This is a genomic window from Dyadobacter fanqingshengii, assembly GCF_023822005.2.
GTDB lineage: Bacteria > Bacteroidota > Bacteroidia > Cytophagales > Spirosomataceae > Dyadobacter > Dyadobacter fanqingshengii.
On record NZ_CP098806.1, the window covers coordinates 1,191,471 to 1,209,712 of the forward strand.

The 18,242-nt window shown below is 45.4% G+C and carries 21 protein-coding genes; 8 read left to right on the top strand and 13 right to left on the bottom strand.

Features of this window, described 5'->3' with window-relative positions; translation table 11 throughout:
* Window positions 1-30: 30 nt before the first annotated feature.
* The 4 genes from NFI81_RS04720 to NFI81_RS04735 all read right to left on the bottom strand — a co-directional run bounded on the left by NFI81_RS04720 (window position 31) and on the right by NFI81_RS04735 (window position 4,967).
* Window positions 31-1,401 carry a thioredoxin family protein gene (locus tag NFI81_RS04720; protein ID WP_234613763.1) on the bottom strand — a complete coding sequence of 457 codons (1,371 nt, stop codon included), beginning with the start codon at window positions 1,399-1,401 and terminating at the stop codon, window positions 31-33.
* 95 nt (window positions 1,402-1,496) lie between these two features.
* A complete protein-coding gene (locus tag NFI81_RS04725) occupies window positions 1,497-2,030 on the bottom strand; it encodes a hypothetical protein (RefSeq protein WP_234613762.1) in 534 nt (177 codons plus the stop codon).
* A 299-nt stretch (window positions 2,031-2,329) separates the two neighbouring features.
* Window positions 2,330-4,141 carry a DUF1420 family protein gene (locus NFI81_RS04730; RefSeq protein WP_234613761.1) on the bottom strand — a complete coding sequence of 604 codons (1,812 nt, stop codon included), beginning with the start codon at window positions 4,139-4,141 and terminating at the stop codon, window positions 2,330-2,332.
* Window positions 4,142-4,160: 19 nt separating this feature from the next.
* The gene (locus NFI81_RS04735) at window positions 4,161-4,967 is read right to left on the bottom strand and encodes a hypothetical protein (RefSeq protein ID WP_234613760.1); all 807 of its coding nucleotides are present in this window, start codon (window positions 4,965-4,967) and stop codon (window positions 4,161-4,163) included.
* Window positions 4,968-5,147: 180 nt separating this feature from the next.
* Between NFI81_RS04735 and NFI81_RS04740 the strand changes: the two genes are divergently transcribed.
* Window positions 5,148-6,413 carry an MFS transporter gene (locus tag NFI81_RS04740; protein ID WP_234613757.1) on the top strand — a complete coding sequence of 422 codons (1,266 nt, stop codon included), beginning with the start codon at window positions 5,148-5,150 and terminating at the stop codon, window positions 6,411-6,413.
* On the opposite strand, the gene NFI81_RS04745 is transcribed toward NFI81_RS04740, so the two are convergent.
* Window positions 6,410-7,204, bottom strand: coding sequence for an MOSC domain-containing protein (locus NFI81_RS04745; RefSeq protein WP_234613756.1), 795 nt, complete (start codon window positions 7,202-7,204; stop codon window positions 6,410-6,412). The two genes, NFI81_RS04740 and NFI81_RS04745, sit on opposite strands and share 4 nt — an antisense overlap.
* Window positions 7,205-7,350: 146 nt before the next feature.
* Here NFI81_RS04745 and NFI81_RS04750 point away from each other — a divergent pair, with 146 nt between their 5' ends.
* Both NFI81_RS04750 and NFI81_RS04755 read left to right on the top strand, forming a co-directional pair.
* The gene (locus NFI81_RS04750; protein ID WP_234613754.1) at window positions 7,351-9,057 is read left to right on the top strand and encodes an FAD/NAD(P)-binding protein; all 1,707 of its coding nucleotides are present in this window, start codon (window positions 7,351-7,353) and stop codon (window positions 9,055-9,057) included.
* A 97-nt stretch (window positions 9,058-9,154) separates the two neighbouring features.
* A complete protein-coding gene (locus tag NFI81_RS04755) occupies window positions 9,155-9,880 on the top strand; it encodes a 3-keto-disaccharide hydrolase (protein WP_234613752.1) in 726 nt (241 codons plus the stop codon).
* A gap of 108 nt (window positions 9,881-9,988) precedes the next feature.
* On the opposite strand, the gene NFI81_RS04760 is transcribed toward NFI81_RS04755, so the two are convergent.
* Both NFI81_RS04760 and NFI81_RS04765 read right to left on the bottom strand, forming a co-directional pair.
* Window positions 9,989-11,320, bottom strand: a complete 1,332-nt coding sequence (locus NFI81_RS04760; protein ID WP_234613751.1) for a vanadium-dependent haloperoxidase — start codon at window positions 11,318-11,320, stop codon at window positions 9,989-9,991.
* 132 nt (window positions 11,321-11,452) lie between these two features.
* A complete protein-coding gene (locus tag NFI81_RS04765) occupies window positions 11,453-12,292 on the bottom strand; it encodes a sugar phosphate isomerase/epimerase family protein (protein WP_234613750.1) in 840 nt (279 codons plus the stop codon).
* Between the two features lie 137 nt (window positions 12,293-12,429).
* Between NFI81_RS04765 and NFI81_RS04770 the strand changes: the two genes are divergently transcribed.
* Window positions 12,430-13,218 carry an ImuA family protein gene (locus tag NFI81_RS04770; RefSeq protein ID WP_234613749.1) on the top strand — a complete coding sequence of 263 codons (789 nt, stop codon included), beginning with the start codon at window positions 12,430-12,432 and terminating at the stop codon, window positions 13,216-13,218.
* Here the strand turns inward: NFI81_RS04770 and NFI81_RS04775 are convergent, their stop codons facing one another.
* From NFI81_RS04775 to NFI81_RS04790, 4 genes are all read right to left on the bottom strand, one after another.
* Window positions 13,219-14,091 carry a CE1 family esterase gene (locus NFI81_RS04775; RefSeq protein ID WP_234613748.1) on the bottom strand — a complete coding sequence of 291 codons (873 nt, stop codon included), beginning with the start codon at window positions 14,089-14,091 and terminating at the stop codon, window positions 13,219-13,221.
* Between the two features lie 78 nt (window positions 14,092-14,169).
* A complete protein-coding gene (locus NFI81_RS04780; protein WP_234613747.1) occupies window positions 14,170-14,592 on the bottom strand; it encodes a VOC family protein in 423 nt (140 codons plus the stop codon).
* A gap of 25 nt (window positions 14,593-14,617) precedes the next feature.
* Entirely contained in the window at window positions 14,618-15,106 is a 489-nt protein-coding gene (locus NFI81_RS04785) for an SRPBCC domain-containing protein (RefSeq protein WP_234613746.1), read from the bottom strand.
* The gene (locus tag NFI81_RS04790; RefSeq protein WP_234613745.1) at window positions 15,096-15,422 is read right to left on the bottom strand and encodes an ArsR/SmtB family transcription factor; all 327 of its coding nucleotides are present in this window, start codon (window positions 15,420-15,422) and stop codon (window positions 15,096-15,098) included. Before NFI81_RS04790 ends, NFI81_RS04785 begins: the two co-directional genes overlap by 11 nt.
* A 179-nt stretch (window positions 15,423-15,601) precedes the next feature.
* Here NFI81_RS04790 and NFI81_RS04795 point away from each other — a divergent pair, with 179 nt between their 5' ends.
* A complete protein-coding gene (locus tag NFI81_RS04795) occupies window positions 15,602-16,102 on the top strand; it encodes a DUF6934 family protein (protein ID WP_234613744.1) in 501 nt (166 codons plus the stop codon).
* Complete coding sequence (locus NFI81_RS04800) at window positions 16,102-16,314, top strand: hypothetical protein (protein WP_234613743.1); 213 nt, start codon at window positions 16,102-16,104, stop codon at window positions 16,312-16,314. Before NFI81_RS04795 ends, NFI81_RS04800 begins: the two co-directional genes overlap by 1 nt.
* Window positions 16,315-16,358: 44 nt before the next feature.
* On the opposite strand, the gene NFI81_RS04805 is transcribed toward NFI81_RS04800, so the two are convergent.
* Window positions 16,359-16,868 (bottom strand): SRPBCC family protein, encoded by a 510-nt coding sequence (locus NFI81_RS04805; RefSeq protein WP_234613741.1) that lies wholly within the window; start codon window positions 16,866-16,868, stop codon window positions 16,359-16,361.
* A gap of 16 nt (window positions 16,869-16,884) precedes the next feature.
* Complete coding sequence (locus NFI81_RS04810) at window positions 16,885-17,241, bottom strand: ArsR/SmtB family transcription factor (protein WP_234613740.1); 357 nt, start codon at window positions 17,239-17,241, stop codon at window positions 16,885-16,887.
* Between the two features lie 133 nt (window positions 17,242-17,374).
* Between NFI81_RS04810 and NFI81_RS04815 the strand changes: the two genes are divergently transcribed.
* A complete protein-coding gene (locus NFI81_RS04815) occupies window positions 17,375-17,713 on the top strand; it encodes an ArsR/SmtB family transcription factor (RefSeq protein WP_234613739.1) in 339 nt (112 codons plus the stop codon).
* Entirely contained in the window at window positions 17,703-18,203 is a 501-nt protein-coding gene (locus NFI81_RS04820; RefSeq protein ID WP_234613738.1) for an SRPBCC family protein, read from the top strand. The genes NFI81_RS04815 and NFI81_RS04820 overlap by 11 nt, the downstream gene beginning before the upstream one ends.
* The last annotated feature ends 39 nt before the right edge of the window (window positions 18,204-18,242 follow it).

Genomic DNA, 18,242 nt, shown 5'->3' on the forward strand with positions numbered 1-18,242 from the left:
AGGTAGGGCTGCGCGTTTTAGCAGCAATTACTACAATGTCCCGGCTTTCATTTTGACCAAAGCTTCCTCGATGTTGGGGGAGCGTTGTTTGGCAGCTTTGCCTGCTTCAACAGCTTTTGTCTGCCATTCGATCGCTTCTTCCTTTTGTCCCAGCTTATAAAGCAGGTGTGCATACGTATCCAGATAGGCCGGGTTTCCAAGGGTCATTGGGTGGTTTGTTCCCTTCGTTAACTCATCGAACCATTCCAGTGAGCGTTTGGACCACATCAGGGCCTTTTCTAGTTCGCCTTTCTTGTCAGACATTTCATAAAAATGCCATGCATGCTCATTCATCTCCATATGGAAATAATGAGATGGAGGCGCAAATTGGATCGTTTTGAGCATCATACTTTTACGAACCGAGTCATTGGCAATGGTGAATCGCCTGACGTGGTCCGCATCCATTCGTTTCAGTGAGTCCACGGACATCAGCATATGCGTATAGTTCAAAAATTGCGACACTTGCTGCATATACGACATAGTGTCCCTTACTGCAAGAGAATATCTCAGCATGCTTCTTTGAAATGCAATGTTACCCAGCGTGTAATTAGGCTTGAATGTGCCCTGCGTAAAATTTGCTGTTTGGTATGCGAGGTCCTGGTTTTTGGTCTGAACCGCCTTGTGAAATGAATTTCCGATAATGGCATTATTGATCGCCACCGCCTCAGGATAAGGGATGTTTTTGTACAAACTGTCAATTAACTTGTGAGGCGTTGCCGCCTGGATTACCTTATAAATACGACTGTCCAGGGTAGGGCCGGATTGATATATAAATTTGATAAGCTGAAAGTTTTGCAAAGAATCCAGGTTTAGTCTGCCTGCGTATTCATCAAGCAGTTTGTCGGCGGGCTTTCCCATTTCGAGCTGCCGGGTAATGTAGTCCCGCATGAATTGGGATGATCGCTCGCCAGCGGCATATTCCTTTTCAAACGCTTCCAGTGGCTTGCTTTTGAGCCTTCCGATGGCAATGTCTGCCTGTTGCAGGTAAACTTCGCCGCTGCTCGACGAGCCATTAAAACGGTTCAGGAGGTTGCCATCTGCATTCACAAACAGGGAAACGAGCGGGTGGCTCAGACCGAATTTTTCAGCCAATTGTTTTCCATTTTTTGATTCAATGCGGACTCTTGTCGATACAAAGTTTTTTTGAAATCGCTCCTTCAACACCGGTGAGCTGAAACCTTGGGTGGCAACATCATTGCATTGGTCACAGCCGCGGCCTTCGATATGGATGAATATAAGTTTCTTCTCTTTTTTTGCCAGCCTGGAAAGCTGCTCCCAGGTCGTTGCAGAGTCCAGAAAACTAATTTGCGCAAAGCATGGGGAAGCGAAAAGCAGGGTAACACCAAGTAATAATAATTTCATAGATAGAGTTAGCTAAACGTAATTCAAATCTATTATTTTTTTTGTAACCGTTTGTTACGAGAAAGTAAAACTTCACATCAGATTTTGGCAAATTTTCACCGCCAGCCCACCGCTATGCCTGCACCCACATGAGAAGCAAGCGGGTTGGCTATCAAAGGTGGGGCGTATCGTAATTTCAAAATATAGATCCAGCGGCTGGTTACCAGAGCGAAGCGTAAGCCGGCGATGCCTGCTGGCGTAAGGAAGCGCTGTCCATTCGCTCCTGAATGCAGACCGCGGTCGTAGCGGTCGACGAAAAATGATCCCAGACCTGCTTCGAAGTAAGTTTCAATGTTGCGGTAACCCGGCTGGGGAATGCAGGATTTGCGTTTATAGGGATTTAATATTAAACAATGGGTTACTGCAGCTGAGAAGGCCGGACTCCGAAATTCAGGCTCACTAACCGCACCAACTCCTGCCTGAACATTCCAGAATGTTTTTTTGCCATACCCAAATGCCGCCTCAGCGGTAAAAGCGCACTTTGGAGCAATCCCAAATATCTCCGCCCCGAAAGCGCCGCGTATACGCGTGTAAAGTGGCTGCGCGGCAACCGAAGATGCACTGAGGATGAGGATGCAAAGAAATCTCACAGACGCGGATTAAGGGGCTTTGCCTTTCAACGGTGGATTGTGGCCGGGAAGTATGTTAAGGGTTACAAAATGTTAGAGTACTTTCAAACCACCGGAAACACTACCAAACTGCTTGTCACCATCCCACCAGGATTTTCGAACCTGATCTCTAATCCCGTTTTCTCAAACAATTCATCCACCAGTCTCAAACCCAGCCGTAACCATCAATCGCAAACTCGTGATGCGAAGTAATGAAAACGGCCATACCCACCTCATTTCTGATCTTTCTTAAAAGCTCCAGACCCGTGAAGCCAGGCATTTCAATGCGGTTTCGGGGTGGTTAGCGTATTTATTTTGAAGATGGAGACCTTATATTTAGTTCGGTTGAGTGGATTTCTGGTGGCAAGCGGGAATGTTTTTGGTCCCGATACAAATGAAGCATTGATAGCAGCCTGCAATTGCGCGGTGCCGTTTTCCGGTAAAACAATGTAATCTATGTGATACTCAGCTAACTTTTTGCGAAGCGCCTGCACTTCCAGAGGTTTTTCCAATGACGTGAAAACGAGATACTCCCAGGGGAAAAATGGTCTGGGCAGGAAGGCGCGTGAGCGGTTGCTGGTGGCAATGTGTGCGTGGGCGGGCAGCGTCTCATTTAGCCAGATGCTTTCTGCGTAGCCGTTGGCTGAATTTGTCAACACCTTGGTTCTCAGTGCGTCGGAAAAGAGGGAAGGGGCAAGTGCATACAATCCTAATGCAACAAATGGAGCCATGCAAAACATTTGTGCGCTTAATAGCCAGGTGAAATATTTGAAGTTTTTGGCATGTCCATAGGCGGTAATGAACAGCGGAATAAGCCATAATAACGGCTCCATCAGAAAGCGCGAGGACAATTGGCTTACGAAGCAAATCGCCAAAAGCAGGAATATAATGCTGGTGATTTCAGGTTTGGCTCTCTTAAACAGGAAGGGTAAAAATCCAAAAATAATCACGCTTGTACCCAGGATTGTGGATACTTTGCCTGCGCTATCAGTCAGCAACAGGTTTGCAGGAAAGGGAAAAGACGATTCCCGGAAGTTTTTGATATAATGATGAAATCTTTTCACCACCGGATCGGGCTCATTGAACAGGCCTTCCAGCAACGGAGAAAAGGGATCGCCGAAATGCATCCATCGGAAAAGCAGTTGAGGGCCAAGGACTAATGATGCAAGCAATGCAAAACTGACAGTTATTTTCCACAGCGAAATGTCCTTTGGACGCTTCATTAAAAATAAAACAACCAGCGCCGCAATGCTAAGCAGAAACGAATACTTAATGCCTGCTGCAAACAGCATTGCAAGCATGAGTAATCGTATGCGGCTCAGCGTCAAATTTCTGGAATTGCTGATAAAAAGGAAACAAACCGTTGTGCAAAGAATGCCCGTGAGCTGATGTTTTTGATTTGGTAAAAGAAATAATAATGTAGGGATTCCTGCCAGAGAAAGGCAAATCGTAAGCTTATGCGCTGCTATGACCCGGGCCGAAAGCGCGCGCAATGTGTGCAGTAATGCGATCATTTGGACCAATGCGCCGAGCTGGGGACACCCGTTGGCAACGCCCAGTAAATTGATCATTTCCCCAAACCCCGCCAGCCTGTAATGCAAATGGTCGCGGTTGAACCAGAGACTGCCTTTCTGTAAGATCTCAACGGGCAACGCGAGATGATAATTCAATGAATCGGAATCGGTCGGGACGGTGAGGGATAGTAAAAAATAACCACCCAGGATAGCAAATAATGTGCATGCTGTGAAAAATTCGAAGGACCGAAGTGCTTGAAACGCAGCCCATTTCCGATTGACACTACTCAAAAGTTCGTCACGCCTGCGCATAGCAAGGAAGATTCCACAAAGGATAATTCCCCAGCAAATCACTTTGAGCAAAAACACCGAAACCAATGCAAAAAGGCCGATTAACCAGATCAACCACGATAGCGCAAGAAGGCCGGCAAAGAAATATAGCGCGCTCTGAACAGGTTCTGTTGATTTGAAAACCCGCTTTCCAATATCATCGCTGATGATCGCCAAACTCATTCCCAGCGTCAGCGTGAGTAAAACGGAGAGTGGAGACGAGATAAAATAGGCGTTCAGCGAATTCATGAATCATTTTTTAAGCACGTTACCGGCATTTATACTGCATATCCAGCGCCCGGCGATTGGAGTAAAATCCGTCGTTGGGATAGCCGTTTGGATTGTAGTTGAATGTGTAATCCAACACGACAATCTTTCCGGTAACAGGGTAGGTCATAGTGACTTTTGTCCTGTTATTGGTGGAAAGCAAATGTTCCTGGTCGTCAAAAAAAGCTCCCTGGATCGTATAGAGCTTTTTGAACGGGTTTGGGTTGTTGTCGTATTGGTATTCGTTTACGGAAATGAGCTCGTTTTGGTTGGAAAATCTCTTTAATGTGACAAGATTTCCTTTCGCATCGATATTCAGCTCAATGTAATCGTAGTCTCTCTCCACGTAGTTTTTTGGGTCGTCCGCATTACCGGTCCGCTCGAAAAGGCTTCTTTTTACCCGAACTATCCTGCCATTAGCCCACTCTATATGCACTCTTTGGCGGGGAATCGTTTTCTTTTCATGCCAGGTTTTTTGGGATAAAAGACCTTCGCTGTCGTATTCAAAACGGACAACATTTTCATTGTCGGACTGGCTGATCGCGGACGGTTTTTCCTCGTTGTAGTAGTAACTGATCGTGCTCGATAATTTTGTTGTGTCACCAAAATAGCCGGTGTAGGCATAAGTTGTCCCGGAAATGAGGTTTTGCTTGTTGTAATTGATTACCATTTTCGCGCCGCTGCCAGTGGTGTCGGTTACATAGCTGATGAGCTGGCACGGTTCGGTTTCGACGGGCGTTTTGTCAGCGTCTTTGTCTTTGCAAGCCATAAAGAGCAATGGAATGACAACAAGCAAAAATGGTTTCATTTGCGGCGAAATTTGGCTTGATGAAGTTAATACACAATTGGTTAACAAAGACAGGAAGCCCATCTATTTACCATTCCCAAACTATTGAAAAAACGACGATGGTCGCCTAAGATAGTATAATCCCGGATTTTGGGCCTTACCACTATTTACGAAAATATTTTAAGTCCAGATTACGAACGCATGAAACCACAATTGGCCCAGGCAAGATGGTATCGGATCATCCCGATTGTTTTTGTAACATATAGTCTTGCTTACCTGGACAGGGCCAATTTTGGTTTCGCGGTTGCAGGCGGAATGGCCGGTGACCTGAACATTACGCCCAACACATCGACATTACTCAGCTCGCTTTTTTTTCTCGGCTATTTCTTTTTTCAGATCCCGGGCGCACAATATGCAGCGCATAAGGCGGCTAAGAAGCTGATATTCATTTCACTGATCTGCTGGGGGGCATTAGCAGCGGCCACGGGAATGGTGAATGACACGACCACGCTGATCGTGATCCGCTTCATGCTCGGCGTGGTGGAAAGCGCCGTGATGCCTGCCATGCTTATTTTGCTAAGCCAATGGTTTACCAAAGAAGAACGCTCCCGGGCTAATACATTTCTGATCCTGGGTAACCCCGTTACGGTGCTTTGGATGTCGGTTTTATCCGGTTATCTGATTGATTCCATGGGCTGGCGGTGGATGTTTATCATTCAGGGATTGCCAGGAATTCTTTGGGCTTTTATTTGGTGGAAACTCATTGACGAGCGTCCTATGGATGCCAAATGGGTTTCGGAGGATGACAAAACGGAGTTGGAAAAACGTTTGCAGGAAGAACAGGTTGGCATAAAACCCGTCAAGAACTATGCGGAAGCATTTAGATCCAGAAAGGTGATTTTGTTGTCGCTCCAATATCTTTTGTGGAGCGTGGGAGTTTACGGGTTTGTCATGTGGCTGCCGTCGATCATAAAGGCGGCACCTGATATGAGCATGGTCACCACCGGTTGGTTATCCTCTGTTCCGTATCTGCTTGCTGTGATCGGAATGCTGAGTGCGTCTTATTTTTCGGATAAGTCGGGTAACAGGAAATTGTTTATATGGCCTTTTTTGCTGATCGCGGCCGTATGTTTATATGCTACGGTATGGCTGGGGCCCGAAAAGTTCTGGCTGTCGTATGTGCTGCTGGTCATTGCGGGAGGCGCATTGTACACGCCATATGGGCCGTTTTTTGCTGCTATCGCGGATGCTTTGCCAAAAAATGTAATCGGCGGGGCGATTGGTCTTATCAACAGTCTGGGCGCATTGGGCTCTTTTGCCGGATCTTATCTGGTGGGTTATCTCAATAGTGAAACAGGGAATTTCAATGCTTCCTATATTTTAATGTCCGGCGCGTTGGTTCTTGCTACAATCATTACATTGGTTGTCATTCCGGCTCCGAAAAAACTGCCCGTCCCAGCCGTTTAAAGAAGCGTTATGCTGTCGCCTTCCCGCACAATGCCGCTCTCGAGTCCGACGACATTTTGACCGAAAAAGATTTCTTTGCCTTCCTTGCGATAACTCGATAACATTTTAAGCGTCTCAGGACTTTTTATCCCCGTTTTCGGGTCAATGTTGACCATCACACAGCGCTCGCAAGGCTTGGTTACCTGGAAACGTGTATCTCCGATCGTTATGGTGTTCCACAGGTCTTCCTCAAATGGCGCGGTGCCTGTAATGACGAAGTTTGGCCGGAAGCGCTTCATTTCAACGGATTGAGAAAGTTTACTGTTTAAATCGTCCAGGGAAGCCTGGGATATGAGGAGGAACGGGAAGTCATCCGCGAAACTGACTGTGTGGTCTGTTCCGGCGTACAATGGGTTCATTCTTCGCTGCGTGCCTGTGGTCATTTCTACAATGCGCACAATCTTGCCGAGCCGCTCGCTTAACCATTCATCCGCCAGGTTTGAAACCGTTCTCGCCGAAACGATGTCGTTCCAGATCTTCACTTCAATGTCAACATCATCCTCACGTTCAAAAGGAACAAGTATTTGATTGACAGGATCATAACGGTGGGAGATTAGCAATCCATCATCCGAAAATGCGACGTCCAGCAACGCCATCTGGGCATTTGTACGCTGGGTAAGAAAAGTGCCTTTTTCATCCACCACCAGCCAGCGCCGGTCATGTTGTAAACCACGTTCTTCGGCAAGCGATTCTTTCAAACGGATTCCCCCTAGGGACTTCACAGGGTAAACCCATATTTCTGATAAAATCATTGGCGAGAGATTATGGTGTCTGATCTGAAACTCGGTATAATGATGTGAATTAGGTAAAAAACCATTCCCAAAATGATATTGGTACAATTGTTTACTACATTCAAAAAAATAATCGGATTAATTTACACTTAACATTCTGTAAAGCATTGAAGACGCGTATTGCCATCCTCGGCGGTGGCCCAAGTGCATTGTTTGTCTTAAAGAGATTTGTAGAAGCTGGTCAGAAAGACCTCGAAATACACATTTTTGAAAGTAAAAAACTGCTGGGTGCAGGAATGCCCTACAGTTATGAGGGCTCTAACCCGGAGCATGTTACCAATGTGTCCGATAACGAAATTCCGGAGATCGTAACCTCCATTGAAGAATGGATCCAGACTGTGCCCGAGGATGTGCTCATCCGGTTTGGGGTGGATAGGGACCGGTTTAATGAAAACAAAGTGCTGCCAAGGTTGTTGTTTGGCCAGTATTTATCCGCGCAATTTGATTTACTGTTGAAAGAGGCTGGAAGGCTGGGCTTGCAGACGCATGTGCACACAGGTTGCAGGGTGGTAGACATTATGGACGTTCCCGGCGAAAAGAAAGTAGATGTTGCCATTGAAAGGTCGGGCTTGTCGCGTTTTAACCGCGTCGTTATTTGCACCGGGCACAACTGGCCGGCCAAGCATGAAGGAACCATTCCCGGCTATTTTGATTCGCCATATCCGCCCGCAAAGCTAAAACTGCAACTCAATCACCCCATTGCGATCAGAGGATCATCATTAACCGCCATTGATGCCATGCGCACGCTGGCCCGGAATAATGGGTCATTCCATACGGATGAGGATGGAAAAGTTGTGTTTACTCCCTCGGAAGAAAGTCCTGAATTTAAGCTGGTTATGCATTCCCGAAATGGGCTTTTGCCTGCGATCCGCTTCCATTTGGAGGATCCGCTTCTTTCGGATGAGGCATTGCTGACCGAAGATGAAATTGAACAGAACAGGCACGAAAACGACGGTTTTCTTCAATTGGATTATATTTTCGAAAAAGCTTTTAAGGACCTGTTTCGGGAAAAAGATCCTAAGTTTTATGAACGCATCAAGGATCGGGGCATTGAGGAATTTGTGGAAATGATGATGGGAATGCGCGAGAAAATGGAGCCGTTCGCGCTTTTCCGGAAAGAATATGGCGAAGCCGAAAAATCGATCAGAAATGAGGAATCCATTCATTGGAAAGAGATTCTGGCGGTTTTAAGTTATGTGCTGAACTATCCCGCCAAATATATGTCCGCCGAAGACCGGTTGAGATTGCAGAAGGTTTTGATGCCACTGATTTCGATCGTGATTGCATTTGTGCCGCAAAGCTCTGCCAAGGAAATGCTGGCGCTGGATGACGCCGGAAAACTGGAAGTTGTTTCGGTAGGAGATGATAGCCAGGTAGATCCGGAAAGCAAGGGCGGCGTTACGTATCGTTACAAAGACGAGTCCGGCGAATCGAAAGCCATTTATTACAATACATTCGTGGACTGCATTGGACAACCGCATTTGCCTTTCGAGAGCTTTCCATTTAAAAGCCTCATAGCGGAAGGAACGGTGCGTCCGGCGCATTTGAAATTCAGATCTTCAGCTGCTGGCGGTGCCGCAGTTGCGGATGGGAATAAGGATGTTGAACAGACAGCCCGGGAAGATTTTTACCTGAAAGTGCCGGGTATCGCGATTACAGATAACTTTCAGGTTGTGTCGCGTTCGGGTGAGATTAACCACCGCATTTATATAATGGCTGTTCCTTATATCGGGGGCTATAACCCGGACTATTCCGGGCTTGACTTCTGTGAACAGGCCTCATCCACCATTGTCGGCAGTATTTTAAAGGATTAGTTTGTGTGCCGGAGATATCATAGCAAACATTTTTTTGGACAAATAAGTATTTTATCAGCCGTCAATGCTTGTTCTTCAACAATAACCCAAATCTAAAATGTTCAGACCCATTTTACTTGCCCTGCTGCTGAACTTTGCATTCATAAGTGCAAATTCACAAGCGCTTAATACGCTTTCCGCCACTGAAAAGAAGGATGGCTGGAAACTGCTGTTTGACGGAAAAGACCTTAAAGGCTGGCATGCATATGGCGGCAAAGAGGTAGGTTCTGCATGGATCATTGAACAGGGCGCGATCAAATTGAATGTCCCGGAGCGTGCCGGAAACAAAGCCAAAAACGGTGGCGACATTGTGATTGACGAAGTTGTTAGCGGGGATTTTGAGTTTAAGGCTGAATGGAAAGTGAGTAAATACGCTAACAGCGGCATTTTCTTTTTTGTCACAGAATCCCCTAAATATAAAAATATGCACAACACTGGCCTGGAACTTCAAGTGATCGACGATAAGATTTACGAAGGCGCAAGAGAAAATACGCACCGGGCAAGCGACTTTTTTGGCATCGCAAATGCACGCTTACGGGAAGGAAACCCGGAAGGTGAATGGAACAAGATTCATTTTATCGTAAAAAAGGGCAAGCTTACTGTTTACCAAAACGAGTTTATCGTGCAGGAACACGACCTGAACAGCGCCGACTGGAAACAGAAAGTAGCCAACAGCGGACTGAAAGCAGCGCCCATTTCCACAGGTTCCTATGCCGGAAAAATCGGGTTGCAGGATTGGGGAAGCACAGTTTGGTATCGAAACATTAAGCTGCGCAAACTTTGATTTAGTCAGAAATGCTTTGCGCTTTGATCTTGTTTTGCACCAGGCAAAAGCTCAATCCCTTTGCCGTCTGCGTGGTTGCGAAAGATTGGGTTCAGCAGGAAAATTTGCTCAGGATCGTTTGAACCTGATCTTGTCATGTAGGTTTTGAGCAATCTTTTTTCCTTGGTTCTGGCCCGCATCACAAGTTTTGCGATAGTGAATGCCTCCATAAACACGTGAATTACCAGCCTCAATGGCTGCTTCCTCAAACGAATTGAAGGACCGTGGCGCGAAACCCAGACGGTTATACGAGTTGTCGGTGAATTTGTATTGATCACCAAACAATAATGTTAGCGTTTGCGCTGCAGCCGCTGAAATAACCGCATGACCAGAGGGATATTCCGGATGTGGAGGCGTGACAATCAATGTGTTCCATTCCGGCTTATTCATCACAGTGCGGATATAGGTGACAGGTCTCAATCCATTGTAACGATATTTTCCTTTAAAAATGCTGATCGCTGCCTCGGAGCATGCAATGCCTAGTTTTACATTTGCAACCACTGCCGTTTCCATGTTGGATTTCTCTTTAATCAGCAATTGATTTAGGATAGAAAGCCAATGTGCACCGCCATAGCTTTTGCCATCAGGATCATCCGCCCAGAACAGGGCAATGGATTTTTGTTCTGGTGTGAGGCTCTGCGAAATGTCATATACTTCTTTCACCTGTGCATAATAGGCGGAGCCCGGGTCGGTGGAATAGGGGATTGGTTTTTGCTCATCAGCATCTTCATCGCTTCCAATAAAAATGCAGCGGTTTTTGCCCCAGTTGGTCAGGGATGCAGGCATATTGGAAGGCGGCGTCGGCAGCCACGCGCCTGCGATCGCCGGAATGTTGAAGGGGCTTTTATCATCATTCCCATCTGTTTTGGCCCAATTGAAAACGGCTTCTGCAATGCTTTTTCCAAATGCTGCGGATCTTGCCAATTCATCGGATTTGCTCACTTTCTGGTAGAGCAGGACATTCGCAGCTTCCAAAGAATCAATCGAAGCTTTGTTGGCTGGCGAGGTCATCGGATAAAAGCTGCGGGTGATAGCGGCCATAGCAGCGTTTGCAGAGGCTGGCCAATAGTAAGTTTCACCTTTCTCTGCCGATGGGAGCGCTCCCAAACCATTTAATTGGGATGCAATAGATTGATATTCAGGCATTCCGGCAACAACTGACTCGTAAAGGGTCACGCCTGTATATACACAACGGCGGAGCGTGACAGGTGGCGGAGCGGGCGTGGTTTGGGCTATTTTGAGTTGCAAGTTAACCCATGAAGTTACCGCGTCGGCAGGAAAAGAGGATACATCTTTTGGATGTTTAAAAGCTCCGGGATGAGCCCAAGCCGCACAAACTGAGCAGATTATTAGCCAAACAGAAATCGTAATGGCGTGGCGGGATTGTAGACATTGCTTCATTTGACATATTAGTTTGTGATAAACCAATTTACAGTAATTATCACATCAGACCTATGACCGGTTAGGGGAAATCAGGCAGATATTTATTTACCGTAAATGGTTCACAACCAGATGGTCAGAAGCGGGCAAAGCTTACTTTAATCCCAGGGTTTTGTTGTAGTATTTAACGGTCTGAATGACCGATTGCAGATTGGTTGGCTTCTCCTGGCGATCACGTTCGATGATAATATGTCCGTTGAAATTTTGTCTTTCCAGTTCTTTAAAAACCGCAGGGAAATCAATCACACCTGTTCCAACGACCACGTCCACAAGTTTGGGATCGTCGTAAGCTGCAATGTCTTTGAGGTGGATTGCGATAATGTGTCCTTCCAGTTTTTTCAATGCTTCCACCGGATTAATACCGCTCTTAGGCATATGGCCAAGATCGGCGCAAACGCCAAAATTGGGATGACCTTTCAATGCTGCCAAGGTGGAATCGGGATGCCAGTAAGCACTTGTTCCTTTCCAATGGTTGTGGATGGCCAGTTTCATTCCATAAATGCCTGCAAGGCTGTCTATACTGTCCCACATTTTTACGGGCGGCTCCGCAGTGACATATTTTACATTAAACTGTTTCGCGATCTCGAATTCTTTTTTCCAATCATTCACCGTTTTGCCACCGACAAGGTAAATGCTTTCCATCTTCAGGCCCGTTTTGTCTAATATGGTTTTCAGCTTTGCTATGCCCGATGGCGACAGCTTCATCATGATAGAATCTTTCAATTCAGGACCGGCTTTGGCAAATGTGAAGCCCTCCACATATTTCAGGCCGGCACTATCTGCTATGGCCAGTTGACCTTCGAAAGTAAATGGGTTAAATGTATAAAGTGCTACGCCAAGCTTCCAGTCGCGGGGTGCTAAACGGCTCATTGCCAGTAATGTAAAACAAGCAGCAAACAGAAAAGCAGATTTGAATAATACAGATCGTGTCATAGATGATATGGGTTTGATTGATTAAGTGCCTTATTTGATGTTTTTACTAATAACCTCAGAATGTTATTCATAAAATTAAGAAATCTTTTCTGTTTTTAAAATTTATTGGTACTTTTGAGATCATAAAATTGTTACTGTTGATAACAATTTGCTCGACTTCCATTATGAACCACCCGGCCCTGAAAAGCGATGTTGCCAAACAACTGCAGAAGGAGATCCTCTCTTTGCAGGGTTTTAAGACAGCGTCAGACGGGCCGCAGAATTCGTTTCATTTTGGAGAGTTGGAAGCAGCATTTCCCAACCAGGTTTTTCCGACAGGAGCGGTGCATGAGTTTTTGAGCAGTGCAATGGAAGATGCCGCCGCAACTACGGGTTTCATGATGGGACTGCTGGGTAAACTGCTGCAAAATGGCGGAGCGTGTCTCTGGATCAGCATGAACCGGACGCTTTTCCCACCGGCGATGAAATTTTTCGGCATTGAGCCGGATAAGGTTATTTTTATTGATTTATCCAGAGAACAGGATGTGTTATGGGCTGTTGAAGAATCATTGAAATGCGAAGCGCTAACCGCAGTGGTAGGAGAGCTGAACGAGATCACATTAACCCAGTCCAGGCGGCTGCAACTTGCTGTGGAACAAAGTCGTGTGACGGGATTTCTCCATCGCTGCAATCCAAGAAGTATGAACACGTTAGCCTGTGTATCGCGCTGGAAAGTCACACCGATTCCCAGTCACCTGGAAGACGATATGCCGGGTGTGGGCTTCCCGCGCTGGCACGTACAGCTGCTAAAAGTTCGCAACGGAGAACCCGGCGAATGGGAAATGGAATGGTCGGAGGGCCGGTTTAATTATCTCGGAAAAGAAGTTAAAGTGCAGAAAGATAATAAGTTGCTGCGTGGTCCGGAAGTGGTGCGACGAGCCGTATGATTACTTTCCCATTTGTCTCTTGAAAAATGCCCAGGTTTCTTCAAAAATGTCGAAATCGGTCAGGAATTCGTGCTTGCCATTGATGACTTTTAGTAATGTCACTTCCGGTTTTCCTTTCTTTTGATACGTATATTTTTCGACGGTGACATTGTTATTTTTATCGCCATCCGGCATCAAGGACTTGACCGGCGTGCCGCTGTAACCGTCCAGTTTGGCCCAATATTGAAACGATTGATCCGTAGCACGAACCGTTCCGAGTGTCACGCCTGCTGTTTTTACTTCTCCGCCGTTGTAGGGATTGGTTTCATCAGCCGTTCCGTTGGTAATCATTACTGGTAACGGAACATTCATGGCTGCACAGTCCATGTTTTCGTCAGTTGGCATATTCGCCACGATGGCCGAAATCGCTTTGATTTTTCCAGGCATGGTTAATGCCAGTTTATACGACATATGTCCGCCACCCGAGAATCCGGTAGCGAACACATGTGCTTTATTAATCTTGTATTTATCAGAAAAGTAGTCGATCATGGCTGAGAAAAACGCTTCCTCATTCAAATTTTCCTTGTTAGCAACCGCTGTTGATGCTTTTCGACATTCGTTCCAGTATTTCTTATATCCGGCCGGATAAACAAGAATCAGATTTTCAGCCTCAGCCCTGGCTTGTAATTTTGCAGCTCTCGGCGCAAATCCCACTGGTTCTCCGCCCGAGCCGTGCATAACAAAAATAAGGCTTGCACCCGGCTTGACCTTCACCGATTGATCATAAACAAAAACCCGCTGGCGCCCCTCAATCAGCAGCGAATCAGAAACCAATTGCGCATTGGCGGACATACAGGAAATCGATAATAACGCGGGCAAAATGTACTTTAACATGTTGAAAATTGGGGACTGATTGTGTCCTGCAATTTACATGTTCGCCGATGTTTTCGCGCTATTTTTCGTCAAATAACATTACGCATTTTCCAGCGTAGCGATATCGAACTTGCTCATCTGCATAAATGCCTCAATCAACCGCGGCGCCTTTTCCGGATCCGACATTAGTTTTGATAAAACACTCGGAACGATCTGCCACGACATGCCGAATTTATCGTCCAGCCAGCCACATTGACTATACGAACCGCCGTCGCCGAGCTTTTCCCAGTAATAATCGATTTCTTCCTGCGTATCACATTCGACCACGAAAGAAGTGGCTGGCGAAAATTTATAGTGCGGCCCTCCGTTCAGGCCCATGAACTTGAAACCGTTCAGCTCAAATGTTACGACCATTGGATTTTCGGAGGTTATTTTTGAGCTCTTGAAAATGGAGCAATAATAATCGGCGGCTTCTTTCGCATTTCCGTCGTACCAAAGGCAAGGATAAAGTGGCTTGATCATTCTATTGAAGTTTAGTTGTTTATAATTATTTGGCCAACAGGTCGTCCAGCTTCCGAAACCCATCATTCAGCCCGGTTTCCATGCCCGACTGCAACAAGCCATCACGATCATCCACGGACTTGAAAATGGACTGAATACTCAATCTGGTCCTGTCGCCGGGCAGTTCGGAGAGTGTAAGAAATTCCAGTGAAACGTGTCCGCGTTCTGGCAGTCCTTCAAATTCAAAAGTACGTATAACCCTCTCAGGAGCAGCAACTTCGTGAATTGCGCCATTAAACCCAAATTCACCGCCTCCGTTACGAAGTGAATGTACAAAGCGGTATGATCCACCCGAACGGTTATCGAGTTTGTCAATTCTCATATCCATATCGCTGGGTCCCATCCATTGCAGCAGGAATTCCGGTTCGCTGAATGCGCGGAAAACCAATTCCCGAGGTGCATCAAATTCGCGCTCAATGAAAAGCTCTTGTTTGCCTTTTTCGGCTGTGATCTTCGTTTCGTTTTTACTGGCCATTTTTTTCTGTTTTTAGTATTTCCAAAATATTGTCTAAGCGGTCAAAGCGTTCTTCCCACATTTTCTGGAATGGCGCTAACCAGTCGGCTACCTCTTTCATTTTCTGGGGGTTAAAGTGATAATAAATTTCCCTTCCTTGTTGCTCCTGGCTCACAAGCTGGCATTCGGTCAGAATTTTAATGTGTTTTGAAACCGCCTGTCTGCTCGTGTCAAAATGTTCGGCCAATGCATTGGGAGTCATTGCCTGCAAAGCAATCAATGTTAGTATGGCCCTTCTCGTCGGGTCGGCTATGGCCTGAAATACATCTCTTCTCATTACTTGTTGCTATATATGCTACTGATTGGTTGCAAATATATATGCAATTAATCGGTTGCGCAAATATTTTGTAAAATTTTTATTGGTGATGAGGTGAGGGATTAAATTTGGTTTTGATACGTTTGCCAAATGAAGATTTAAATGTCTTTTGGCTTTCGAAACACACACTTTTTATTTATATGAATATTGAACGCTATGCGACCGAGCGAGTTGGAAAAACTGAGTTTCGGTTTTTCAGTGAAGGCAAAAACGGTCGTTTTGAAATGCGGATTAGCTTCGAGCAAATCAGCCATAATTTTTACAACCTTGCTTTTGGTTTATGGAACACATCTTTACTTACAATTGAAGATAGTGTTGAGCTTCGCAACGGAGATATGGATAAAATCCTCGGCACAGTCGCCAATGTTGCTATGTCGTTTCTGAAATCTAATCGTAGTGCCAGTATAGCGGCGAGTGGTAGAACATTGCCAGGCGAGCATGCAGTGAGAACCAGAAAATATCAAATGGGGCTAAGCAGAAATCTTAACGAGCTTAATGCTGTTTACGATGTTTATGGCTTTAAAGCTCTAAAAAATGAGAATGACGAAATATCAGGAACCTGGCCTTACGGATGGGAAGGGGAATGGGAAAAATTCCAAGTCGGATCAAACTACGACGCTTTCTTGATTAATTTAAAATAATGGTTAATTTTGATATATACACAAGAAGAAGTATTATGAAAGACGTCATAATTGCAAAAAAGAGTGAGCCTAAAGGGACCCGGTTAGAAGAAAGAATGGAGATGAGTAAAAGTGGTCCTAAAAATGCAAGCCCGCTCAGCAGAAAAGCGCAGGAAATGAAAATTTTTCTTGAAAGAAATCCGGTTCCTAAGGAGTTTTTGAAACAAAAATGACGACCTGCATGAGCAGATCGTCATTTTTGTTTTGAATAAAATACTTAACCCTGCACTTGCTCCAAATAAGCGTCCAGCTTATCAAAAGTTCCGCTGAATCCTTCTTGCATGTTTTCCATGACTGAGAAATAGGTTTCTTCCTGGGCAGGTGTTGCATTGATCGGGTGACCCTGGATTGTCAGTGTTGTTACCCCATCCTTTTCTTGTAATGTGATCTGGTTAAAGACTTCCAGAGGAAAATCCATTGGAAACGGGGAAGTGATAATGTTCCCTTCTGCGTCGGCAAAGGAATTGACAAATTCGAGCAGATCGGCACGCCGAATGTTTTTGTATTGAAATAATCCCCACATTTCGTGGCCGTTTCCTTCCATTTTGTAATGTGTGCTGCCGCCGGTGCGGAAGTCGAAACGCGAAACGGAAAGTTGGCTGCCAGTCGGTCCCCACCATTCGCCAAAAGCTTCGGGCGATGCAAATGCGTCAAAAACAAGCGTTTTGGGCGCTTTGAACTCTCTTACAATTTTTAAACCTTCTCTTTTTTGTGTTTGCTCGTTCATGTTATTTATGGTTTGATTAATTCTCGTTTTGTACATCGTTCGATTGGTTGTTGACCTGTATCCGCTCCAAATAACTTCCCAGAGAATCGAGTTTCTCGTTCCAGAATTGTTTGTACTGATCCACCCAGTTAGACACTTCACTCAACCCATCCAGCTTTGCCTCGCAAAACCTTTCCCGCCCTTCCTGTCGTACAACCACCATTCCGCATTCTGTCAGAATCTTAATGTGTTGAGAAATAGCTGGCCTGCTGATATTGAAATTATCGGCTATGCTGTTCAGGTTCATAGATTTATGAGCGATCAAGCTAATGATCTGCCGCCGCGTGGGGTCAGCTATTGCCTGGAAAACATCTCTTCTTGCTTCGATGGACATAATATGTAAGTGTTTACTTACGCAAATGTATATGTAAGTATTTACTTACGCAAGTTTTTTTTAAATTTCTTGCGCAACTATAAAGTTGCGTTTATATTTGCAAACATAACGTTGCGTATTGAGTTTATAGATTATGCCAAAAGAATTTAGAAGAGATGTCTTTCAAGCTATTGCGGATCCTACGCGCAGGGCGATATTGAGCATGATCGCGTTGCAGGCGATGACGCCAAATGCCTTGGCTGAACATTTTGATACCACCAGACAGGCGGTTTCCAAACATATAAAAATATTGACCGAGTGCCACCTGGTCAGACAGGAGTTGTCTGGCAGGGAAATTTATTATCACTTCAATGCAAAGCAAATGAAGGAAGTGGATCAGTGGCTGGAACAGTTTAAAAAGCTTTGGGAAGACCGATTTAATCAATTAGACGACGTATTATTTAACTTAAAACCAAATGATTATGAAGACTAACCTTTTGTTGAATTTCACAGTTGACAAGGAAAATAAAAAGATCCATGTAGAACGGGAATTTGCTGCTTCGGTAGCAAAAGTGTGGGCTGCATGGACGCAAAAAGAATTGCTTGAACAATGGTGGGCGCCCAAGCCATGGAAAGCCAGGACCAAAGAAATGGATTTCCGCGAAGGCGGGCACTGGTTGTACGCCATGGTTGGCCCGGAAGGAGAGGAGCATTGGGCGCGCATGGACTATAAATCAATCACAACGCAAAAATCATATTCAGCTTTGGATCTTTTCTGCGACGAAAATGGTCAGCCCAGCGACTTTTTGCCTTGTTCGCAATGGCTAACGTCCTTCCAAGAAAATAGTAGCAACACAATCGTAGACGTTATGTTGACATTCAACGAGCTTTCTGATCTGGAAAAACACCTTGAAATGGGTTTTAAAGAAGGCTTCCTAATGGCATTCGAAAACCTCGACGAGGTGCTGGAATCCAAAGGCTGATCTTTTATATATAATGTAAAAAGCTCCTCAATCGGCAAG

Bases quoted from the DNA above. Each gene is read 5' to 3' on its own strand.
- NFI81_RS04720 (WP_234613763.1), bottom strand. From the start codon at position 1,401: ATGAAATTATTATTACTTGGTGTTACCCTGCTTTTCGCTTCCCCATGC.
- NFI81_RS04730 (WP_234613761.1), bottom strand. From the start codon at position 4,141: ATGAATTCGCTGAACGCCTATTTTATCTCGTCTCCACTCTCCGTTTTA.
- NFI81_RS04735 (WP_234613760.1), bottom strand. From the start codon at position 4,967: ATGAAACCATTTTTGCTTGTTGTCATTCCATTGCTCTTTATGGCTTGC.
- NFI81_RS04740 (WP_234613757.1), top strand. From the start codon at position 5,148: ATGAAACCACAATTGGCCCAGGCAAGATGGTATCGGATCATCCCGATT.
- NFI81_RS04745 (WP_234613756.1), bottom strand. From the start codon at position 7,204: ATGATTTTATCAGAAATATGGGTTTACCCTGTGAAGTCCCTAGGGGGA.
- NFI81_RS04755 (WP_234613752.1), top strand. From the start codon at position 9,155: ATGTTCAGACCCATTTTACTTGCCCTGCTGCTGAACTTTGCATTCATA.
- NFI81_RS04760 (WP_234613751.1), bottom strand. From the start codon at position 11,320: ATGAAGCAATGTCTACAATCCCGCCACGCCATTACGATTTCTGTTTGG.
- NFI81_RS04765 (WP_234613750.1), bottom strand. From the start codon at position 12,292: ATGACACGATCTGTATTATTCAAATCTGCTTTTCTGTTTGCTGCTTGT.
- NFI81_RS04775 (WP_234613748.1), bottom strand. From the start codon at position 14,091: ATGTTAAAGTACATTTTGCCCGCGTTATTATCGATTTCCTGTATGTCC.
- NFI81_RS04780 (WP_234613747.1), bottom strand. From the start codon at position 14,592: ATGATCAAGCCACTTTATCCTTGCCTTTGGTACGACGGAAATGCGAAA.
- NFI81_RS04785 (WP_234613746.1), bottom strand. From the start codon at position 15,106: ATGGCCAGTAAAAACGAAACGAAGATCACAGCCGAAAAAGGCAAACAA.
- NFI81_RS04790 (WP_234613745.1), bottom strand. From the start codon at position 15,422: ATGAGAAGAGATGTATTTCAGGCCATAGCCGACCCGACGAGAAGGGCC.
- NFI81_RS04795 (WP_234613744.1), top strand. From the start codon at position 15,602: ATGAATATTGAACGCTATGCGACCGAGCGAGTTGGAAAAACTGAGTTT.
- NFI81_RS04800 (WP_234613743.1), top strand. From the start codon at position 16,102: ATGGTTAATTTTGATATATACACAAGAAGAAGTATTATGAAAGACGTC.
- NFI81_RS04805 (WP_234613741.1), bottom strand. From the start codon at position 16,868: ATGAACGAGCAAACACAAAAAAGAGAAGGTTTAAAAATTGTAAGAGAG.
- NFI81_RS04810 (WP_234613740.1), bottom strand. From the start codon at position 17,241: ATGTCCATCGAAGCAAGAAGAGATGTTTTCCAGGCAATAGCTGACCCC.
- NFI81_RS04815 (WP_234613739.1), top strand. From the start codon at position 17,375: ATGCCAAAAGAATTTAGAAGAGATGTCTTTCAAGCTATTGCGGATCCT.
- NFI81_RS04820 (WP_234613738.1), top strand. From the start codon at position 17,703: ATGAAGACTAACCTTTTGTTGAATTTCACAGTTGACAAGGAAAATAAA.